This window comes from Paenibacillus chitinolyticus NBRC 15660 (assembly GCF_000739915.1).
Taxonomy (GTDB): domain Bacteria; phylum Bacillota; class Bacilli; order Paenibacillales; family NBRC-103111; genus Paenibacillus_F; species Paenibacillus_F chitinolyticus.
Map to the genome: position 1 here is coordinate 14,501 of NZ_BBJT01000005.1, position 17,218 is coordinate 31,718.

Below are 17,218 nucleotides of genomic sequence, written 5' to 3' on the forward strand. Positions count from 1 at the left end.
GAGTGGAAATGTCCGGTTTCGGTATAAAAAAAGCGCCCCTTTCCCACCCTACTTTTAAGTGTAGATCAGACGAAGGAAAGGAGGCCTCCGACCCATGCGACGCCCTACTGCCGCCTTAGGCGGCATGATACTCGGCAGCCTGCTTGTCGTAACAAGCGCCTGTCAGACGAAACCAGAAGCCAGACCCGTACAGCCGGAAGCCGAGCTGAAATATAAACAAGCGGTTCTGGACCAGGATGTCGCCGTAACCGACCAATTGTGCCGGAATCAGTGCCTGCTCCATGTTAACCAGATGTATGCTTCGTTGAACCACGCCGATCCCAAGAAGATCAAAGAAACGATGCGGGAGATGCAGAGCAAACACGGCCATATTATTAGCCTGAACTGGATACCCGTGAAAACCGGCAGCGGCACCCCGGGCAGTTCCCCTTCTGCCGGCGCACCTGCCGCTCCCGGGGGAACTACAGTTCCGTCCGGTCCTGGTGCGGGTGCCGCAGGAAGTTCCGGCAATGCCGGCGTCCCAGGAGCTTCAGGCGCGTCTTCGGCTCCGTCCGGTGCGGGCACCTCGCCTTCCGCTTCCTCCGGCGAAATCGTCTCCGGCAAACTGTCCAAAGAACTTGCCAAGAGCGCCCAGCCTTATATCGAGGAGGCGAAAAAAGCGGCCTCACAAGGAAAGACATATCAGTCGCCTAATTTCACGGTAGCGGATAAACCGTACTTTGTGCTGAACGTGCCCGCTCCCGACAAGAAAAGCTCAGTCGTCGCCGTCGTACGCCAGCATATTTTACAGGAGGTGTCCAATCATCAGCGCAAAAATCTCCGGCTGCAATCTTTCCATTCCGATAAAAGCCGCTGGAAAATCGAAAGCGTAGATACTGACACGCTGCGCAGCAAACGGGTGACTCATCCCGACGACCATGAAGGCACCAGCCATTACGAGCGTCATGACGTCGTGGTCCAGTTTAACCGTCCTCCTAGCGAAGCCGAGCTATCCCGTATCCGGACCCAAATCGGTGCCACCAAGGTCAAGCTTATCGGAAATACGTATATTATTACCGCCCGCAGCCTCGAAGCCAAGCAGCTAATGGATTATTTCCGCAAACGCCAGGATGTTCGCTTTGCGGAGCCCCATTATATTTACGAAACGAATGATTTGTCCCGCGGCACCAAACCGCTAAGCTGGTTTTTTGACTGGTGGCCCGGCAGCCGAAGCGACAATTCAGGACGGACACGCTCCGGGGCCGGGGAGCAGGCGGCCGAGCAGCCGGACGTCATTCCCAATGACGTTCTTTTCAACAAATATCAGTGGAACCTTCCGATCACGAATACGCTGAGAGGCTGGAATTTTAACAAAGGCACTCAGGATGTCAAGGTGGCGATCGTGGATACGGGAGCCGACGTCAATCATGAGGACTTGAAAGGTCAACTCATCGAAGGCTACAACGTCCTGGATCCGACCGCGCAGCCGATGGATGATGTCGGTCACGGCACGCACGTAGCCGGAATTATCGGCGCGCAGGTTAATAACGGATTGGGAGTAGCCGGTATGACCTGGTATAACAAAATTATGCCGGTCAAAGCTCTGGACAGCAGCGGAGTCGGCAGCACGTATGCCGTTGCCCAGGGAATCATCTGGGCTACCGACCACGGTGCCAAGGTGATTAACCTTAGTCTCGGCAACTATGCCAGCTCGGATTTCCTGCATGATGCCATCAAATACGCGTACGACCGCGACGTAGTACTGATCGCCGCCAGCGGCAACGACAACACGGAACGGCCGGGTTATCCGGCAGCTTATCCTGAAGTGTTCGCGGTCGCCGCCACGGATTCCAGCAACGGGCGGGCGTCTTTCTCGAACTACGGTGACTATATCGACGTTGCCGCTCCGGGTGTCAGCATCGCCAGTACCTACCCGCAGAACCAATATGCGGCGCTTTCCGGCACTTCCATGGCCTGCCCGCATGTGACGGCTCTGGCGGCCCTGCTCCGTTCGGCGAATCCGTCCCTCAAGAATACCGAAGTGATGGAGCTGATGCGCCAGACCGCTACGGATATCGGAGACAAAGGCCGCGACACTTCCTTCGGGTACGGCCTCATCAATGTGGACAAAGCCGTGGAAGCCGCCCTTGGTCGGGGTCCCGTACAGGCCGGCCTTCCCGGAACGAAACCGGCGCCCGTAGCCCCTTAACTATGCTGTCCCGGCCTGGGTACATGTTAAAGTAAGAAGAAAAAAATACGCGTCTCTGCGCACAACTCAAAAACCGCCTCGTTATCCGAAGATAACGGGCGGTTTTTCGATGTCGTAAGGATGGAAAGCTTGCCGTAAGCCGGGTTCTGTACTTCCGGTGGTGCAGCGGGCTACGATACCCTCCCACCATTGAAGTGACAATCATCTATCTAGGCCATACATTGCTATACAGCTCAAGCGACCAACCCGGACGCGCCTCGGGCTAAGGCTGTCTGTCAGGCAAAGCCTGCAGACCGCGTCCCATTAGGTCTTGCTCCAAGTGGGGTTTACCAGGGGTAAAGTCACCAGTACCCCTCGTGGTCTCTTACACCACGGTTCCACCCTTGCCTGTGCGTCTTGCGACGCCATCGGCGGTCCATTTCTGTGGCACTATCCTTCAGCTCGCGCTGACTGGACGTTATCCAGCACCCTGCCCTATGGAGCCCGGACTTTCCTCTCGTGATGCAAGCATCACCAGCGATTGTCTGTCAAACTTTCCGAGAACATTTGCTAGTATACAGGTTATCGGCGCCGAATTCAACAACGAATGACTGGGAATGCAGCCAATTCGCGTTTTTAAACAAATTGGAACGGTTCCGTACTCGGTTCCGATGCCGCCGCAACCGTTTCGTATTTCTTTTCCGCAAGCGCGCGGTTCATGTAATCCGCCACCGCGCGCTTCATGATTTTCTCGACGTTATGCCCCACGTCGATCAGGCACATGCCGGCGGCAAGCGCGTCGTGCGCGGTGTGGTAGTCGATGTCCCCGGTCACGAGGACATCGGCTCCCGCAAACATCGCGCTGCGCACATACCGGCCGCCGGAGCCTCCCAGCACCGCAGCCTTGCGGACGGTGCGGTCCAGATCGCCGACGACGCGCACCGTCGGCACGTCGAAAGCCTGCTTCGCGGCTTCGACAAGCTCGCGCAGCGTAAGAGGCTCCGGCAGCTTGCCGGCGCGTCCAAGGCCGAACGTACGGCCTTTGAGGTCCATCGGATAGAGGTCGTAAGCGACCTCTTCGTACGGATGCGCCTTCAGCAGCGCCTGCACCACCGCCCGCTGGATGCCCGCGGGTACGATCGTCTCCACGCGCACCTCATCCGCGCGTTCCAGCTTGCCCTGCTCGCCCAGGAAGGGCTTCGTGCCCTCGCGGGGCATAAACGTCCCCGTGCCGGAAATGTTGAACGAGCAGTGGCTGTAATCGCCGATCCAGCCCGCTCCGGCCTGGAACAGCGCCTGAAGCACCTTCTCGTGATGGCTTTCCGGCACGAAAACGACCAGCTTGCTGAGCTTCTCCGTGTGAACCTCGTCCAGAGGCACCAGGTCCTTCAAGCCCAGAGCCTCAGCCATCAGGTCGTTGATGCCTCCTTCCGCCACATCCAGATTCGTATGCGCGATATAGACCGCGATATCGTTCTTGATGAGCTTCTCGTACAACCGTCCGGCCGGCGTATCCGTCTGCAGGTGGGCCAGAGGTCTGAAAATGATCGCATGATGCGCGATAATCAGATCCGTTCCCGTCCGGATCGCTTCATCCACAACCTCGTCGGTTACGTCCAGCGCCACGAGGATTTTTTTGATTTCCTTCTGCAGCGTACCGAGCTGCAGGCCGATTTTATCGTCAGGCACGGCATAGTGCTTGGGCGCCAGCTTTTCGAACATTTGAATTACGGTTTGTCCTTTCGCAAACATTCCAAGACCTCCTTGATACGCGAGATTTCCGCCTCCAGACCGGACCGCTTCTCTTCCGCATTTCCGGAAACCGAACGGTCGAGCTGTCTTCGGATCATGGCCAGTTTATCGAGTTCATACTCCCACTTCGCATACCAGACCGGCGGAGGATTCTGAATCAGGTAGGGACCCATTTGCAGGAGTGTCTCTCCGGTTACCCGAAGCCCGTCAAGAAGGCGATCCGCATATAACCCGGCGTCTCCCTCATCCTCCGGTTTCATCCGGACGGCCGTCAAAATTTCATAAATTTTGCCGTCCTCCTCCAGAATGGTCTCGCCGGCCAGGTGCCAGCCGTGACTGCGCAGCCATTTGCGGACAATGTCCTCGCCTACGTTCGGCTGCAAAATCAACGTGGACACGCCTGTCAGCTTGTCCTCGCCGGCATTCAGAATGGACGCTATCAAAGCCCCGCCCATCCCCGCGATTGTCACCGCATCTACCTCGCCCGCCCGCAGCACGGAAAGGCCGTCCCCGAGCCGGACTTCGATCTGCCCGCTCAGATTGGCGTCGCGGACCTGACGCTGCGCCGCCTCGGCCGGACCGCGGTTCACTTCGCCCGCAACCGCAGACGGAACAGTGCCCTGCTGCACCAGAAAGGTCGGCAGCAGGGCATGATCGGATCCGATATCCGCAAGTTTTGCCCCATGAGGGACTTTTTTCGCAATTTCCAATAAACGTTGAGACAATTTCACCATATTTTAAGCAACCCATTCCGTCCAATTTTTACGATAGGCAAACAGCGCGATTCCCGCCGCCGCCACTTTACCGGCAAGCGATAGCTGGAGTAGCTGCTGCGCCGAGGTGCCCCAGGCGAGTCCGAACAGCTCGGGCGCGATCCATACGGTAGCTCCCGCGAGCAGCAGAACCAGGCCCGGTTTCTTCCAGCGGTGCTGAATGAGCCACCCGATCCACATGAGGATAAAAGAAAGCGGAAGCCAGGCAAGCTGCAGCTTGTACCAGGTAGCGGGCTCCAGACGCTGGCTCAGTACGAATCCGTACGTAATAAGCAGTGCCAGCCATCCGCAGTATTGAAGCAGCGGCGTCCGCCCGAGAAGGCCGACAAGCAGCCAGACGAGGCCGCAAAGAGCTACGAAGGACCCGATGTACAACTGTGCAGTCAAGCCGTTTCCATAAAGAATCCAGACTCCGAAACCGATCAGAGACGCCGAAGCGATGCCCGTCGAAAGCTGGGCCCTGAAAGGCTGTTCTTCTTTTTGCCGAAAGCCGATTATATACCAAGATACAACAAATACGGCCGAAACGCCAATTTGCAAAGAAATTCCAAAAGAGTTAAAATTAAGGAGCGTCAATGATAAAACAATAATAATTACGACGGCTGCAACCCAGAATTTCCAGTGGCTCCCCCGGATGGATTTGGTCGATATGCCCAAAACCCTTCTGGAATGGTCCGCACCCGTTTCCATGTACAAATTCAGCAGAAAGTCGCAGTACTGCGCGGGCAGAAGCTTAGATCTCCGCCAGTGTTCGATTTCTTTAATAATAGCCGTTCGTTTCTCGTCATCCATTAGCTTCACCTTCCCAAGAACTTTATCGGTTCGCCGCCTTCCGAATTTGAGAAGGAAATCCGATGATCCTGCATTTGCGGATTCAAGCTTCCGACCGTGCCTGCAGGACCTTTTGCTTTTCTTCCAGGCATTGCTTGGCGAAATCGGTCACCCTGCTCCGGTAGCCGTCCTTGTCCGTCATAAAAGCAAGTCCGTGTCCCGCACGGGGAACCATGAACAGATCTTTGCCCGCGGGAGCCGCCTTATACAAGCCGTGCACCATAAAAAACGGAACGAACGTATCCGCTTCTCCATGTATAAACAGAATCGGCTTTTCCGTACGCTTTACCTGACGCAGCGCCGAAGCTTCCCCGAAAAAATAGCCCGCTTTTAATTTGCAGATCAGGCTGGTCAGGGGAATAAGCGGAAACGCGGGCAGCTTGAACATCCGCTTGAGTTGGTAGCTCAGAATGTCTTTGACGGACGTATAGGAACAATCCGCGATGATTCCCTTCACCTGATCCGGCAATCTTTCGCCGCTTGCCATCAGCACGGTAGCTCCGCCCATGGATACGCCGTGGAGCAAAATCCGGGCGTTTTCGCCGCTCCGCTGCAAAATATACCGGATCCAGTTGACGTAATCCAATCGGTCCGTCCAGCCGAAGCCGATATACTCCCCTTCGCTCTGTCCGTGCCCGCGGTTGTCCGGCATGAGCACGTTATACCCGAGCTCATGGTGAATTTGAGCGAAGCTGGCCATGTCCCTGCCCTGCCCGGAATACCCGTGCGCCAGCAGCGCCGTTACGTCCGAAGGCCGCTCGGCCTCCAGATACCAGCCGTTTAGACGAAGGCCGTCCGCCGATTGAATGGACACCTGCTCCAGCGTCTGACGGGCAAGCCAGTTATCCGCCGAAGCCGGTGACGGGTCTACAGCGATTTCTTCTATGTGATGCGCAAGATCCGGGCTGTTCTGAAGAAATTCCTTGCTGCTGCGGCGTATTCCCAACCCGAACATATAGAAGGCTGCCGCTGTCAAAGCCACAGCAAGAACCGCAAGTATGCACAAACCGATCAACAGGGTCTTTGACATTTCAACCTTCCTCCTTCTATTTGAAAAAAAGAAACCCGCCGGAGGCGGGCATTCGGATTCTATTCAAGGAAATCTTTTAACCGTTTGCTGCGGCTCGGGTGCCTCAGCTTGCGAAGCGCTTTGGCTTCGATCTGACGAATCCGTTCACGGGTAACCCCGAAAACTTTGCCCACTTCTTCCAGAGTCCGGGTACGCCCGTCATCCAGACCGAAGCGAAGACGAAGCACGTTTTCTTCACGCTCGGTCAGCGTATCGAGAACATCTTCAAGCTGTTCTTTAAGAAGTTCGTAAGCCGCCGCATCCGCCGGTGCCAGCGCTTCCTGATCTTCAATAAAGTCTCCCAGATGGGAATCGTCTTCTTCCCCGATCGGAGTTTCCAGGGATACCGGTTCCTGTGCGATCTTCATGATTTCGCGGACTTTATCCGTACTCAGTTCCATTTCCTTCGCGATTTCTTCCGGCGTCGGTTCGCGCCCCAATTCCTGCAGCAGTTGGCGGGATACCCGGATCAGCTTATTGATGGTTTCCACCATATGAACCGGAATCCGGATCGTTCTCGCCTGATCGGCAATGGCGCGCGTAATGGCTTGACGAATCCACCAGGTGGCATACGTACTGAATTTATACCCTTTGGTATGGTCGAATTTCTCCACCGCTTTGATCAGACCCATGTTTCCTTCCTGGATCAGATCCAGGAACAGCATGCCCCGTCCGACGTAGCGTTTGGCGATGCTGACGACGAGACGGAGGTTCGCTTCGGCCAGACGGCGCTTCGCTTCCTCGTCGCCCTGCTCGATTCTTTTCGCCAGATCCACTTCATTCTCTGCCGAAAGAAGGGGAACACGCCCGATCTCTTTCAAATACATCCGCACCGGGTCATTGATTTTAATGCCCGGCGGGAGAGTCAGATCATCTTCAAAGCTGAACTCATCGTTCTCTTGATCGCCCTCCCGACGCATTCTTCCTTCGTCCTCATCGGACTCGTTCCCTACGTCAATTCCCATTTCGGACAATTGTTCGAAAAACTCGTCAATCTGTTCCGGATCTTGATCATAAGGAGCCAGCCGTTCTGTGATGTCTTTATAAGTGAGCGAGGAACGCTTCTTGCCTAACTCGATAAGCTGCTCCTTTACCTGCTCCAGGGTCAACTCGGTTTCGATCTCAGTATGTTGATCGTTCGCCATAATCCAACTCCCTCCTCCCTAGATTATCCGGAACCTGCGTTACGAAAATTTAAGCTGTTTCTCTAGGGCAATAATTTCACTAAGAATTTGCGCAGCCCGCAAAGGATCCCCTGAGCGTTCCGCACGGATCATTTCTTCTTTTTTTCTGGATATTTCCTGCTGCTTCGGATATTTTTTGATTTCTTTGATGAAATCGTCGATGACGATTTCGTTCACACCGTGGTGCGCGCCCATCATCGCGATGGAACTCGCCAGATTTTCGAGCTTGTCGTCCTGAATCATCGCCATGTAACGGCTCACGCTCGGTGTGGAGTTTTGGGCGTAAAAAGCATATAAATAAGCCGCCAGAACGGCATGAGCATCCACGTTAAATTCGTCGCCTAAACGTTCTTCCACATAGGCGCTAACATCCCGATCGTGCATCATGACGGCTAGAAGCTGCCGTTCCGCGTTATGATAAGCCGGATAAAGCGGCGCTTTTGGCGTTTCCTTCCTATTATGCCTACCATTATTCCACGGAACGTCGATATTATCCCTGACTGTCCGGTTTTTTTCCGATTTCATCCGGAGGTTGGCCAAATCTTGCTTGAGCGACTCGTAAGAGGTCTCAAACTCCCCGGCGAGCTGTTTTAAATAATGCTCCCGTTCGATCGAGCTCAAGTCCGCAATCATCTTCAAAGCCGTTTGCTGGTAGCGTATCCGATCGCCTTCCTCCTGCAAACGGAAATGCCGGCGAATGTAGTGCAGCCTGTATTTGATCGAGGGTACGGCGTAATCAATGATTTCCCGTACAAATCTCTCGGAGCCGTATGCGGTAATGTATTCATCCGGATCTTTGGCATCCGGAAGCATAGCCACTTTCACTTCGCAGCCTGCTTGTTCAAGCAGAGGGATTGCCTTGTAAGCCGCATTCTGTCCGGCCGAATCTCCGTCGTAACAGATCACGATCCGTCCGGCGTTGCGCCGGATCAGTTCCGCATGCTCGGGGGTCAGCGCGGTACCCATCGTACCGACACCATTTCTCACCCCAGCTTCCCAAGCTTTTACCACATCCATATATCCTTCAAACAATACCATGGTATTCGTTTTCCGGATTTGCGGACGTGCCTGGTGAAAATTATACAGCACACGGCTTTTGTTGAAGAGCATCGTCTCAGGACTGTTCAAGTACTTAGGCTGCACATCCCCGAGCGCCCGGCCGCCGAAGGCAATGACTTTGCCCTGCGCGTCCCAGATCGGGAAAATCACTCTGTCCCTGAACTTGTCGATATAACCGTCTCCCTCGGAACGGGCCGAAACTAGCCCTCCCCGTTCCATCAGCGGAAGATCGTAGCCCGCTTTCTGAAGCTGCTGTACAAGCGTATCCCACATGGCGGGAGCATATCCGATCTGAAAAGTGTCGATCAATTTATCCGACATCTGCCGGTTGCGCACATAATCGAGTGCGTTCTTGCCTTGATCGGTATTCATTAGAATATAACGGTACAGTTTGGCCGCTTTCTCGTTGGCCTCCAGCATTTTGGACCGGTCCTTCTGCTGCGGGTTGTCCGCGGACAATGACTCCTCCCACGTAACGGGGATATCCGCTTCCTCCGCCAGGTGCCGGACGGCTTCGGCAAACGTGTAGCCTTCGATTTCCCGGAGAAACTGAAACATGTTGCCCCCCGCTCCGCATCCGAAGCAGTGGTAAATCTGTTTCTCGGGCGTCACCGTAAACGAGGGCGATTTTTCCGAGTGAAACGGACAAAGCCCCTTCAGGTAGTGGCCCTGTTTGGTCAAATGGACGTATTTTCCTATCACATCGGCAATGTCATGACGCTGCAGAACAGCTTCGATCACTTCATCCGGAATGCGTCCGTAACCCATTTCCCCCACCTTCAATCCTTATAAAAAAGCTTCATGTGCGGTAAACAACTATACGTATTCGCTAAACAGGCCTATTCTCCTGCAAACGAAGTAAAACTTTTGTCAAACCATGTAGAAAAAATTCCCGATCCTCATCCGTAAAGGGCTTCGGTCCTTTGGAATGCTTGCCTCCACGGCGCAGCTTCCCCTGTGTATGACGCCGGTCAAGAAGAAAATCAATGGTCCGGTCGGTATATTCCTGCCCGCGGTTCGAGAGACATACCGCCCCTTTGCCCAGACCGATGGCGGCCAGACCGAAATCCTGCGTAACCAGGATATCTCCGCGCCGGATATGATTGGCGATGAACAAATCGACGGACTGGTCCGAACGGTCGACCTGGATCACCTCGATTCCTTCCTGCCCTTTCAGCCGGTGATCGAACGAAGCCACCATAAGCACGTGAACCGAATACTGCGCGGCCGCCCGGATGATCTCGGGCTTAACCGGACACGCATCCGCATCCACAACAATTTGAAAGGATGAATGTTGAATGGATAATGCCCCCGATACCAGCTAATAGTCCTGCTGTACTAGTATATACGCTCATCTCTCGAAAAATCCTGCATGTTCAGGATAAATGAGGGTGACGCCGAATTTGTTCGAGAACCAGGCTGGCCGTTTCTTCGACGGCGCGGTTGGATACGTCGATGACATGGCATCCGATCCGGGAAAGCACCGTTCCCGCGAACTCCAGCTCTTGTTTAATACGTTCTGTTTTGGCATAAGTTGCATTGGACGCGAGTCCGAGAGTGCGCAGCCGTTCCCGGCGGATGGCGTTGAGCTTGTCCGGGTCGATAAGCAGGCCGATCACCTTGTTTTTAGGCACTTTGAAAAGCACTTCGGGCGGCTGCATTTCCGGAACGAGGGGGACATTGGCGACTTTGTATTTTTTGTGCGCCAGGTACATGGAAAGAGGAGTTTTCGACGTCCGGGATACACCGACGAGGACGATATCCGCCTTAACGATCCCGCTGAAATCGCGGCCGTCGTCGTATTTAACGGCGAACTCGATCGCCTCCATTTTTTTGAAATAATCCTCATCCAGGGGATGATTGCCACCCGGCTGATGGCGGGCCTTGCGGTTAAACGCTTTTTCGAACGTCTGAATAAGCGGTCCCAGTAGATCGACGTAAGCGAACCCCGCCTGTTCCGCTCTCTGGGTCAAATAATCGCGAAGCTCGGGAATGACCAGCGTAAACGCGATGATTCCCTGCTGACGGGCGACTTTGGCGAGAAGGCGGTCGATTTCCTCGATATCATGCACAAAAGGAACCCGCTCGATCACGATCGGGGCAGGATAAAATTGCAGCGCGACGGCATTGACGACAGATTCTCCCGTCTCTCCGATCGCATCCGATACCACGTAAACGATAACCGGATTGTTTGAAGGATTCATGTAAGTTCTTCCTCCCTGTAGCTATTCGGGAATACTTAAGCGGAAACGAAGACAAAAGGACCGTGGTAGCTTCGAAAATCAAAGCGGCCGCCACGTACGACCCTAAGGTCCCGGCGGTTTGTCACCACGGCAACATTGTAATACTCTGTTCTTCCAGTTATCCGTACCAGTTACTGCTTCCAATCACTTACTATAAGGAACCAGCTTACATTTGTCAAACCTATAAACTTAAATATTGTATTTATCCATCTGATCCAAAAAGCTTCGGGCTTTCCAGCGGACATCCACGTGGGCGTCCATATACAATCTCATACTGTGCTTCAGCTGGGATTTCGTAGAGGGCTTTACGTTAACATTGCCGATCCGGCTAAGATCGACCTGCTGCAAAAGCCGCATAAGCTTCAGCGTACTTTCCGTCACGGCCGCGGCATAAGGGTCGAGATGCTTGCATCGGCTGCACATTGCGCCGCCCGCCGCTGCACTGAAAGCGGCAAGTTCCTCCGTGCGCCCGCATGACGCGCATTTGTCGAGAACCGGCGTATACCCGGAGGCAGCCAGCATCTTAAGCTCAAAAACATGCGCGACGATCTGCATATCCTTCTCCTGCTCGATGGCCATGAGTCCCGCTTCCAACTGATCGAACAAGAATAAACTGCGATCCTCCTCTCCCAGCATCCGGTCAACCATTTCAACCAGGTAAGAGGCATACGCAGATTTATAAAGATCTTCTCTCAATTTGTGATGGGGTTCTATGATCTCCCCATGGTTAAGCGTTCCAAGCTTCCCCTGTCTATAAAAAACGTAATCCCCGTACGTGAACAGCTGGGTGACGGCGCCGAGCCGGCTTTTCACCTTCTTCACTCCGCGCGCGACCACTCCTACTTTACCCAGTTCACGGGTATAAAGCGTAATGATTTTATTCCCTTCCCCGTAATCGACGCTACGGAGAACAATTCCTTGTACCCGGTGCAGCATCTCTTATGCGCTTCCTTTCCGGAAACGCCGGATCAGTCTCCATGTGTTCTCAGGCTTCGACCGAATGCACGGCTTCCTGCTCTTGCTGCATCAGCTCTTCTCCTGCAAGTTCGGGATCAGACGCTAAATCTTTGTACAGCAGGTAAGCGTCCACTTCCCCCGTCGACCAAAAATAGTGCCAGGTAAAATCTCTCATTCTGGATCATCCTCTCCGTAAGATGTTCGTGTTGATGATTACCCTTAGGATGCACCCGTTGAAGCAGTCTAAACCCGGCAATTAATGGAACGGCGGGAAAAGCCTTGCGGTTATTCGTTTCGGAAGCCCAGATCCCGCAGCACGCGTTCCTGATTGCGCCAGTCTTTTTTGACTTTCACCCACAACTCAAGGAACGTTTTGGAGCCGAGCAGCGCTTCGATATCATGTCTCGCCTGTTTGCCGATTTCTTTCAGCAGCGAGCCCTGCTTGCCGATAATAATGCCTTTCTGCGAATCACGCTCTACGTAGATGACGGCCGAAATATGAACCACACCGTTTTTTTCGACCTTCATATCCTCGATCGCTACCGCAATGGAATGTGGAATTTCTTCCCTTGTCATATGGAGGATCTTCTCGCGGACAAGCTCCGCGCAAACGAACTGCTCGGGATGGTCGGTTATCTGATCCGCGGGATAGTACTGCGGACCTTCCGGCAAATATTTAACGACCTGCTCCAGCATCGTGTTCACATTATTGCCGAGCAGAGCCGAAACCGGTACGATTTCCGCGAATTCGTACAGATCTTTATAGGTCGTAATGATCGGCAGCAATTCTTCGGGATGCACTTGGTCGATTTTGTTCAGGACTAGAATGACCGGTGTCTTAACGTTCTTCAGTTGTTCGATGATATAGCGGTCACCGCCGCCGATTCCTTCCGAAACGTCGGCAAGAAACAGAATGGCATCGACTTCCCCCAAGGTGCTGTGGGCAACTTTCATCATGTAATCGCCCAGCTTGGAAGACGGTTTATGAATACCCGGCGTGTCCAAAAATACAATTTGGGAATTATCGGTCGTATACACGCCGTGAATTTTGTTGCGAGTGGTCTGCGGTTTATCGGACATAATCGCGATCTTCTGACCGATTACCTGGTTCATCAGGGTGGATTTCCCTACGTTCGGCCGCCCGATAATCGAAACGAATCCGGATTTGAATTTTTCTTTGTTCATGCTGTAATTATTTCCTCCTAGTACTGCAAATCTTTCGACGTAAACGCGCCGGGCAGCAGTTCGCCCGTTGTCGTTACGGTATAATCGCCGTTTAAGTTACCTAAAATAACGGGCATGTCCGGTCCGCAGAGTTCGATTAAAACCTGCCGGCATACCCCGCACGGTGAAATCGGTCCTTCCGTATCGCCGATAACCGCGATCGATTGGAAGGAGCCCGGCTTGTGCCCGTCCGCGACGGCGCGGAAAACAGCGGTGCGTTCGGCGCAATTCGTCGGACCGTAAGCCGCATTTTCGATATTACAGCCGTGATGGACCCCACCGTCTTTATCCAGCAGGGCGGCTCCCACCCCGAAGTTCGAGTATGGGATGTAGGCTTTCAGGCGTGCCTGCCGCGCATGTTCAAGCAGTTCTTCCGGTTTCATAAGGCATCTTTTCCTTTCCGTTAACCCACATGATGTAACCATTCAGGCCGGCCGGTCAGGCATCTACCCCCAGCCTCTCCACAACCAGGCAAGAAGGGTGACGGCCGCGCCGATAACGGAACCGAGCAGCAGAGATGACAGCTCCCGGTGCTTCCGCTCGGCCAAAACCATCAGGGCGAGCGCCGCAAGCGTGCCGGAGAGCAGCGTCACGATCGTCTGGCCGGCGATCACCGCGATCAAGGTCGCAAGCGCCGCCAGAACCGCCGCCAGCAGGCTGGGCCGGACCAGCTTCCCGCGGTCGCTGAACCTTGTCTCGATTACAATCGTGACAAGAACGACGAGGGCGATAAGCGTCCATACCATGCCCGGCATGTTGGCTGCGGCCGCCTCCTGCGCTTTGCGGAGCATCCGGTCCGCCGGGCCGTAGAACACGACCATGCCGACGACGACCGCGAACAGGGCAGCCACGAGAACGGCCCCGGCCGCCGTATCCTTCGCGATCTTCGCCAGCGGATGCAGCTCGGGCATCGCCAGATCCACTGCCTTTTCCACCGCCGTGTTAATGAGTTCGGTCATGATGACAAGAACGACTGCCAGCAGCAGGAAAAGCACGTCCCAATGCGGCAGTCCCAAAATAACGGCAGCCAGAAATACAAGAAAGGCAACAACGAAATGAAATTTCATGTTGCGCTGAGTATCAAAAGCGTATTTAATTCCTTCGTAAGCGAAGCGGAAGCCCCGCAGAAAACGCTGAAAGGAACTCAACGGGTAAGCCCCGCTTTCTGCAGGATCTGTTCCTGCTTCGCGAACATTTCCTGTTCGGCCTCCTCGTTGTCGTGATCGTATCCGATCAGATGCAGAAATCCGTGAACGAATAAAAATCCGAGTTCACGCTCCACGGAATGGCCGTACTCTTCAGCCTGCGCAGCGGCCCGGGGAACCGAAATGACGATATCGCCGAGCGGCTCCTCAAAGCTTTCTTCCCCGTTCCCGTCAACGTGGGCATCGCTTTCTGCCGAATCTTCATCCGGCTCTTCCTCGCCGTAGAGAATAGCAGGCTCGTCCTCCCCCTGCTCCAGCATCGCAAAAGACAGAACGTCCGTCGGACGGTCGATGTTCCGGTACGTACGATTCAGCTCGTGAATCGTCTCGTCGTCTACAAACGTAAGGGCGACTTCTCCGTCCTCAACGCCTTCCTCTTCTCCTGCAAGCTTCAGAAGCTCTTCCAGCTTCTCGGCGAATTTAGGGGAGATCGGCAGGATGTCCTGCTCGTCGTTCCAGGCTAAAATCAGGGCCACGTTTAATTCCTCCTAGATGTATAGGTCAAATGGTTATTTCGCTTTGGCGGGAAGTTCGCTCGGATATTCGATCCTGGAGTGAAAAATGCCCAGCAGAGATTCGTTCAGCGTCTTCGCGATGGTGTCCAGTTCTTTCAGCGTCAGATCGCAATCGTTAAACTGGCCGTCATCCAGACGGGATTTAATGATTTTGCGGACCATCGTATCGATCTGTTCGATGGTCGGATTGCGAAGGGAACGAACCGCCGCCTCCACGCAATCCGCGATTCCGACTACGGCCGCTTCCTTGCACTGCGCTTTGGGACCCTCGTAACGAAAATCTTCCTCCCGCACTTCACGGCCTTCTTCCTCGGCCAGCTTCCTTGCTTTGTGATAAAAAAACGTGAGCAGCGTCGTTCCGTGGTGCTGCTCCGCGATATCGCGAATCGGCTTCGGAATGTTGTATTCCTTAAGCATCTCCACCCCGTCACGGGCGTGGGCGGTAATAATGCTTTTGCTCAGTGCGGGATCGATCCGGTCGTGCGGATTTTCGATATTCGTCTGATTTTCGATAAAATAGCTCGGCCGCTTCGTTTTGCCGATGTCATGGTAATAAGAACCGACCCGGCACAGCAGACCGTCCGCTCCGATGGATTCGGCGGCCGATTCCGCGAGATTGCCGACCATGATGCTGTGGTGATACGTCCCGGGTGTCTCCGTCAGCAGCTTGCGCAGCAGCGGATGATTCGGGTTTGAGAGCTCCACGAGTTTGAGCGGGGATAAGATTCCGAACGCCGTCTCGAAAAAGGGCAGAAGCCCGATTACAAACACGGCCGTAAGAATTCCGCTGGCGGCCGAAAAAGACAGTGAGTAAAGCATGTCTTGGCGCGTCAAGTTGTCGAGAAGCATCAGTGAAACGATCGTAATCATGCCGATAAACGAGATGAGAATTCCCGCTTTCAGAATGGAAGAGCGCTGGCTGGCCTTTTGAATAACGAAGACCGAAGCGAAACACGTGACGAGTGTGACCAGTCCGTATCTGTAATCGAATAGCTGAGTCCCGTGCATGTTGAAAATAATGCTGGACATAATGCTGAACAGGACACTGGCGATAAAAGCGAGTTGCGGATTCAGCAGAATCGTAATGAGCATGCTGCCGATAGCTGCCGGAGCCAAATATCCGATGAACGGATATTCCGGATTTTGCCCAAGGGCCACCACTTTCATGCCGATCATATTAATGGCGAAAATAAGAACGAACATCAGAAGCTGTGAATTGTTTGTCCGTATCGGCAGCGTACTCTGCCGGACAAACAGATAGATCATCGCAACGAACAGCAGGCCCAGCAGCACGAGTCCGACGTGAGGCCAGTAGTTCGCTTTCTCCTTCAGCAGCTCGGCCGCTTTCAGACGTTTATAGATCTCATCGGTAATGACGTCGCCCTCGTTGACGATAATGTCCCCCTGATTGATATAAACGGGTTTGACGTTCTCGCGGACTTCGCCTCTCGCATCGTCCGTCGCTTTCTGATCCAGAAATTTATTCGGCGTGATGACGACTCTGGCAATCTCCTGAACCAGTTCGCGCAGCGTATTTTTGGACAAGTCGGACGAATTGACAAGCTCGGCTACTTTCGCCCGGGCCGTCTGGGCATCCGAAATCTGATCGCTCATCAACTTGGAAACAATTTCCCGGGTAATGGGCGCCATTGCAGCTACATCTTCCTTCGTTAAGCGCGGAAATTTGTAATAAATTTCTTCCGGAATCCGGTATTTCTGATCGCTGACTTTGGAATTGATTTCATCGATAAACGTTTCGTTGCCGAAATTATTTTCACCGATCGTCCGGATCGCCGTTTTTTCCGTATCCAAGATAATCGCCGGAATAACGGTCCGGTAGACGCTTACCTTATCTTCGAACTTTACGTCGGGGTCCGCATTGATCTGCAAAATCCGGTCGTAAATCGCATCGATCATCGCTTCGTTCCGAAGATTCACGATTTTATAGATAGGTTGAAGTTTCTTGGCTGCGTCTTCCTTCGCTTTCTCGGTCGCCACAGAGTTCTCGATCTGGAAGGGGGCATAGATGTTCTTTTCCGCAACCGCACCCAATTTGATGTCAAATGTTTGTGGAATAAGCCTGGAAAACAAAGTCATGCAAATAATGAGCATAAGCGCGAAAAGCAGAAGCAAGCGAACCGGAAAACTCGTTTTCCAGCCGCTTAGCTTCGTGTTGGTTTGCATATCATGTACCGCAACTTCTTTTTTCATGATGGAAGGTCATCCCTCTCTTGCCTCT

16 protein-coding genes and 1 other RNA gene are annotated in these 17,218 nt (G+C 53.8%); 1 reads left to right on the top strand and 16 read right to left on the bottom strand.

Annotated features, from left to right (window positions below; genetic code table 11):
* The first annotated feature begins 94 nt into the window (after positions 1-94).
* On the top strand, positions 95-2,188 hold the full coding sequence (locus tag PCH01S_RS31110; protein WP_053228709.1) for a S8 family peptidase: 2,094 nt from the start codon (positions 95-97) through the stop codon (positions 2,186-2,188).
* Positions 2,189-2,308: 120 nt separating this feature from the next.
* On the opposite strand, the gene rnpB is transcribed toward PCH01S_RS31110, so the two are convergent.
* From rnpB to PCH01S_RS13410, 16 genes are all read right to left on the bottom strand, one after another.
* Positions 2,309-2,724, bottom strand: an RNA gene (gene rnpB, locus PCH01S_RS29340) — RNase P RNA component class A.
* A gap of 79 nt (positions 2,725-2,803) precedes the next feature.
* Positions 2,804-3,919 carry a Nif3-like dinuclear metal center hexameric protein gene (locus PCH01S_RS13345; protein WP_042230018.1) on the bottom strand — a complete coding sequence of 372 codons (1,116 nt, stop codon included), beginning with the start codon at positions 3,917-3,919 and terminating at the stop codon, positions 2,804-2,806.
* The gene (locus PCH01S_RS13350) at positions 3,895-4,653 is read right to left on the bottom strand and encodes a tRNA (adenine(22)-N(1))-methyltransferase (protein WP_042230020.1); all 759 of its coding nucleotides are present in this window, start codon (positions 4,651-4,653) and stop codon (positions 3,895-3,897) included. The genes PCH01S_RS13345 and PCH01S_RS13350 overlap by 25 nt, the downstream gene beginning before the upstream one ends.
* A 3-nt stretch (positions 4,654-4,656) precedes the next feature.
* On the bottom strand, positions 4,657-5,484 hold the full coding sequence (locus PCH01S_RS13355; protein WP_042230023.1) for a hypothetical protein: 828 nt from the start codon (positions 5,482-5,484) through the stop codon (positions 4,657-4,659).
* Between the two features lie 82 nt (positions 5,485-5,566).
* Entirely contained in the window at positions 5,567-6,553 is a 987-nt protein-coding gene (locus PCH01S_RS13360; protein WP_042230026.1) for an alpha/beta hydrolase, read from the bottom strand.
* Between the two features lie 59 nt (positions 6,554-6,612).
* Positions 6,613-7,737 carry an RNA polymerase sigma factor RpoD gene (gene rpoD, locus PCH01S_RS13365; RefSeq protein WP_042230028.1) on the bottom strand — a complete coding sequence of 375 codons (1,125 nt, stop codon included), beginning with the start codon at positions 7,735-7,737 and terminating at the stop codon, positions 6,613-6,615.
* A 39-nt stretch (positions 7,738-7,776) separates the two neighbouring features.
* Positions 7,777-9,603 (bottom strand): DNA primase, encoded by a 1,827-nt coding sequence (gene dnaG, locus PCH01S_RS13370; RefSeq protein WP_042230030.1) that lies wholly within the window; start codon positions 9,601-9,603, stop codon positions 7,777-7,779.
* Positions 9,604-9,664: 61 nt separating this feature from the next.
* Positions 9,665-10,108: a YaiI/YqxD family protein gene (locus PCH01S_RS13375; protein ID WP_009671649.1), complete on the bottom strand. Its 444-nt coding sequence runs from the start codon at positions 10,106-10,108 to the stop codon at positions 9,665-9,667.
* A gap of 103 nt (positions 10,109-10,211) precedes the next feature.
* Positions 10,212-11,039: a pyruvate, water dikinase regulatory protein gene (locus PCH01S_RS13380; protein ID WP_042230031.1), complete on the bottom strand. Its 828-nt coding sequence runs from the start codon at positions 11,037-11,039 to the stop codon at positions 10,212-10,214.
* A gap of 228 nt (positions 11,040-11,267) precedes the next feature.
* Entirely contained in the window at positions 11,268-12,014 is a 747-nt protein-coding gene (recO, locus tag PCH01S_RS13385) for a DNA repair protein RecO (RefSeq protein ID WP_042230032.1), read from the bottom strand.
* Positions 12,015-12,063: 49 nt separating this feature from the next.
* The gene (locus PCH01S_RS29780) at positions 12,064-12,210 is read right to left on the bottom strand and encodes a YqzL family protein (protein ID WP_009671644.1); all 147 of its coding nucleotides are present in this window, start codon (positions 12,208-12,210) and stop codon (positions 12,064-12,066) included.
* A gap of 110 nt (positions 12,211-12,320) precedes the next feature.
* A complete protein-coding gene (era, locus tag PCH01S_RS13390) occupies positions 12,321-13,220 on the bottom strand; it encodes a GTPase Era (protein WP_042230034.1) in 900 nt (299 codons plus the stop codon).
* Between the two features lie 17 nt (positions 13,221-13,237).
* Positions 13,238-13,642 (bottom strand): cytidine deaminase, encoded by a 405-nt coding sequence (locus PCH01S_RS13395; protein ID WP_042230035.1) that lies wholly within the window; start codon positions 13,640-13,642, stop codon positions 13,238-13,240.
* 63 nt (positions 13,643-13,705) lie between these two features.
* Positions 13,706-14,407 (bottom strand): diacylglycerol kinase family protein, encoded by a 702-nt coding sequence (locus PCH01S_RS13400; RefSeq protein ID WP_042230039.1) that lies wholly within the window; start codon positions 14,405-14,407, stop codon positions 13,706-13,708.
* Positions 14,404-14,940: an rRNA maturation RNase YbeY gene (ybeY, locus tag PCH01S_RS13405; RefSeq protein WP_042230040.1), complete on the bottom strand. Its 537-nt coding sequence runs from the start codon at positions 14,938-14,940 to the stop codon at positions 14,404-14,406. The genes PCH01S_RS13400 and ybeY overlap by 4 nt, the downstream gene beginning before the upstream one ends.
* 33 nt (positions 14,941-14,973) lie before the next feature.
* Positions 14,974-17,190 carry an HD family phosphohydrolase gene (locus PCH01S_RS13410; protein WP_042230042.1) on the bottom strand — a complete coding sequence of 739 codons (2,217 nt, stop codon included), beginning with the start codon at positions 17,188-17,190 and terminating at the stop codon, positions 14,974-14,976.
* Positions 17,191-17,218: the final 28 nt, after the last annotated feature.

Bases quoted from the DNA above. Each gene is read 5' to 3' on its own strand.
- PCH01S_RS31110 (WP_053228709.1), top strand. From the start codon at position 95: ATGCGACGCCCTACTGCCGCCTTAGGCGGCATGATACTCGGCAGCCTG.
- PCH01S_RS13345 (WP_042230018.1), bottom strand. From the start codon at position 3,919: ATGTTTGCGAAAGGACAAACCGTAATTCAAATGTTCGAAAAGCTGGCG.
- PCH01S_RS13350 (WP_042230020.1), bottom strand. From the start codon at position 4,653: ATGGTGAAATTGTCTCAACGTTTATTGGAAATTGCGAAAAAAGTCCCT.
- PCH01S_RS13355 (WP_042230023.1), bottom strand. From the start codon at position 5,484: ATGGATGACGAGAAACGAACGGCTATTATTAAAGAAATCGAACACTGG.
- PCH01S_RS13360 (WP_042230026.1), bottom strand. From the start codon at position 6,553: ATGTCAAAGACCCTGTTGATCGGTTTGTGCATACTTGCGGTTCTTGCT.
- rpoD (WP_042230028.1), bottom strand. From the start codon at position 7,737: ATGGCGAACGATCAACATACTGAGATCGAAACCGAGTTGACCCTGGAG.
- dnaG (WP_042230030.1), bottom strand. From the start codon at position 9,603: ATGGGTTACGGACGCATTCCGGATGAAGTGATCGAAGCTGTTCTGCAG.
- PCH01S_RS13380 (WP_042230031.1), bottom strand. From the start codon at position 11,039: ATGAATCCTTCAAACAATCCGGTTATCGTTTACGTGGTATCGGATGCG.
- recO (WP_042230032.1), bottom strand. From the start codon at position 12,014: ATGCTGCACCGGGTACAAGGAATTGTTCTCCGTAGCGTCGATTACGGG.
- PCH01S_RS29780 (WP_009671644.1), bottom strand. From the start codon at position 12,210: ATGAGAGATTTTACCTGGCACTATTTTTGGTCGACGGGGGAAGTGGAC.
- era (WP_042230034.1), bottom strand. From the start codon at position 13,220: ATGAACAAAGAAAAATTCAAATCCGGATTCGTTTCGATTATCGGGCGG.
- PCH01S_RS13395 (WP_042230035.1), bottom strand. From the start codon at position 13,642: ATGAAACCGGAAGAACTGCTTGAACATGCGCGGCAGGCACGCCTGAAA.
- PCH01S_RS13410 (WP_042230042.1), bottom strand. From the start codon at position 17,190: ATGAAAAAAGAAGTTGCGGTACATGATATGCAAACCAACACGAAGCTA.